The organism is Rhodovulum marinum, from assembly GCF_004343075.1.
In the GTDB taxonomy this organism is placed as follows: Bacteria; Pseudomonadota; Alphaproteobacteria; order Rhodobacterales; family Rhodobacteraceae; genus Rhodovulum; species Rhodovulum marinum.
The window spans coordinates 1-2,524 of record NZ_SLXP01000031.1 but is presented as its reverse complement, the minus strand read 5'-3'; the positions used below and the strand labels follow the sequence as shown (position 1 = coordinate 2,524).

Genomic DNA, 2,524 nt, shown 5'->3' with positions numbered 1-2,524 from the left:
CGATTCCGGGGCGGCCCAGATGCAGCAAGGTCGAGGACCCCGCGGAAGAGTCAGGTGCTTCTTGCGTCACGCACGGCCCCCGCGGGTAAAGCCTACTCCGCCGCGATGGCGCTGGCGCGGATCACGCCCTCCTCCGGCAGCCGGAACTGACCGACCAGGCCGACCAGCACACCGGCCTCGTCGCGCAGGTTCTGGCCTGCAGCCGCGGTCTGCTCGAGGGTGGCCGCGTTGTTCTGGACATCCCGGTCGAGCGCACCGACCGCCGTGTTGATCTCGGCGATCCCAGTCGACTGTTCCACCGTGTTGGCCGCAATGTCGGAGACCTTCTCGGCGACCTGTACGACGGCCTCATGAATCGACTTCAGCGCTTCCACCGAGTCCGAGACAAACGTAACACCGTCCGCCACGTGCAACTCGCTGGCACGGATCAGTTCGTTGATCTCCCCGGCGGCTTCCGTGGCGCGCTGTGCCAGGGCGCGCACCTCGGAGGCGACGACGGCGAAGCCACGGCCGGCCTCCCCGGCGCGCGCCGCCTCGACCCCGGCATTCAGCGCCAGCAGGTTGGTCTGGAACGCGACATCCTCGATCATGTCGGTGATCCGTCCGATCGCACCCGAGGACTCCTGGATGCGCTGGATCGCCTCGACCGCCTTGTCGGCCACGACGCGGGTCGCCTCGGCGCGCCCGCGGGCGCCGCCCACGAAGTCCTCGGCGCTTCGGGCGCTGGAGGCCGTGCCCTCCACGGTATTCGCGAGCGTCTGCAAGGCGGCAGCGGTTTCTTCCAGGGATGCCGCCGACGTCTGTCCGCGATGCGAGGCTTCGTCGGCCGCCCCGGCAATCTCCTGCGCGGTTTGGTTCAGCATCTCGCTGCTGCCGGCGAGTTGGCGCAGGATGCCCGACAGGTTCCCGATCAGCGTGTCGATCGCGCCCGATATCTGCCCGAAGATGCCCTGGTGGCCCGGCGGCATGCGCCGGGTCAGATCGCCGCGCGAAAGCGCCTCGAGCACGACCAGCACGTCGCCCAGCCCGGTCTGCGCCGCCTCGCCGATCGCGTTGACCCCGCGCACCAGTTCAGCGGAGCCATTGCCCTCCTCCGGCAGGTCGAGGCGCCTCGAGAAGTCTCCCGCGGCGCAGGCGGCGATGACCTCGGCGATCTCCTTTTCGACCCGGTCTTTGATCGCAAGATCGCTTCGGAACGTTTCGACGGCCTCGGAGATGGCCGCGGATTCCGTGATGCGGGTGCCGGGCAGAGGACGGCTGTAGTCGCCTGCCATCATCTGTTGCAGCGCCGTTCGGATCGCGCGCAACGGCCGCGCGATCGCAAAGGACAGCCACAACGCCAGGACCGTGAAGAGACCAAGCCCCGCCAGACCGAGGGTCAGCGCGTTGGACCGGCTGCGCTGGCTGACGGCTACCACCTCCGCCAGGATCGCCTCGCCGCGCTCGTCGATGGCGTGATCGACCGCCGCCAGCAGTGGCTCGGCTTCCGCGAAACGGGCCGACAGGTCTGCGCGCAACTGCTTTTCCGCCAGGTTTTCCGCTACGAAAGCCGCAAAAGACGTCTGGTAGGCGGTCAGCAGGCGGTCGATCTCGGCACGCTGCGCCGGACCGCTGTAATAGCTGGCCGGGAAGGCGCGGAATTCCTCGACCCGCGCGTTCAGGCGATCGAGATATTTTGGGGCGCCCCGCATGATGAAATCCTTCTCGTGCCGGCGCATCATCAGCATCTTCACCTGCATCTCGGGCTGTCCGAGCGTCTCCAGGCCCTCCTCAATCTCGTGCACCGCCGCGCGGAGTTGCCCCTGGAGGCCCGCCTCCTCGTCGTAACCGAGGCGTCGATGGCTGGCGACGAGATCGCCGAAGGCCGACCCATAGGCCGCGACCGCTGCCGACAGCGCCTGAAGGGCCTGCTCCTCGGCACGGGAAGCCCCGAGCTGGCCATGTATTTCTGCGGTTTGTTCGATCTGTTGCCCGATCTCGGCCATGACCGCCGCGTGTCGGTCGACATAGCGGTCATCGTGGCGCAACAGGAAATCCTTCTCCGCCCGCCGCGCCTGGAGGAACGCGATCTCGAGCGCGTCGAGCGTCTGACGCTGGCTCTCAACCAACCGAATCTCGGCCTCGTTGGCGTCCCTGACCTGGCCCGAGTACAGCATCAGGCCCAAGAGCCCCAGCATGACAGTGGCCGCGAGGGCGACAATGGACAGGATTGCTGTTCGGATTGAAATCGAAAGGCACATGCAGGGAACCCCGGATTCTGCGTGCCCTGTGTCTGGGAGGTAAAACCTAACGCACGGTTTCCCGGCGGCGCGTCGACCAAGTCGCGGACAGGGGAAATCCCTAAAATGCGGACAATCGCCGATACGTCATCCTGGGGCCCGATGACGACCTCGCAAGACGAGGGCGTGTTCAACGCACCTCCGGGTTCCCGCGTCCGGATTTCGCAGATGTGTTGAATGTCTTCTTCGGCCTGCCGCACGGCAGCGACCCGACGCCCGTGCGAGGGGTGGCTTTGGGCCGCCTT

The 2,524-nt window shown here is 67.0% G+C and carries 1 protein-coding gene; it reads right to left on the bottom strand.

The features are described from left to right. Positions 1 to 92: 92 nt before the first annotated feature. Positions 93 to 2,177, bottom strand: coding sequence for a methyl-accepting chemotaxis protein (locus EV662_RS19275; RefSeq protein ID WP_165915660.1), 2,085 nt, complete (start codon positions 2,175 to 2,177; stop codon positions 93 to 95). Positions 2,178 to 2,524: the final 347 nt, after the last annotated feature.

What these genes read in the sequence shown, in the direction of transcription:
- EV662_RS19275 (WP_165915660.1), bottom strand. Translation starts at nt 2,177, where the DNA reads ATGCTGGGGCTCTTGGGCCTGATGCTGTACTCGGGCCAGGTCAGGGAC.